Raw genomic sequence first — 332 nt, 5'->3', positions numbered from 1 at the left:
GCCACGCTACCGGAAGGAAAGACCATGTCCTGGCTACCGCTGGATTTGGATGTCTCCCCCTTTGACAATAGCAACACCCATAAAGAAGGCGTGTCTCTGACGTACAAAAAGGTAGACGGCTATGCTCCCTTCTTTGCCTACCTCGGCCAGGAAGGATATGGCGTGAACGTCAATCTGCGCGAAGGCAGCACCCATGTGCAAAAGGAAGCCGCTGCGTTTGTATCGCACAGTCTGGAATATGCCCGCCGAATCACCGATTTGCCGCTGCTTGTACGCATGGATGCCGGCAACGATGCCTTGGAGAATTTGAACGTGTGCCTTAGGGAACACGT

Annotated in this window: 1 pseudogene; it reads left to right on the top strand. The window is 53.9% G+C overall.

The annotated features are described in order from the left end of the window. Positions 1-332: pseudogene (locus L691_RS27695) on the top strand (IS1380 family transposase); the annotation flags it as partial.

It is taken from the genome of Paenibacillus zanthoxyli JH29 (assembly GCF_000520715.1).
GTDB lineage: Bacteria > Bacillota > Bacilli > Paenibacillales > Paenibacillaceae > Paenibacillus_AQ > Paenibacillus_AQ zanthoxyli.
This window is presented reverse-complemented; position numbering and strand designations above follow the sequence as displayed.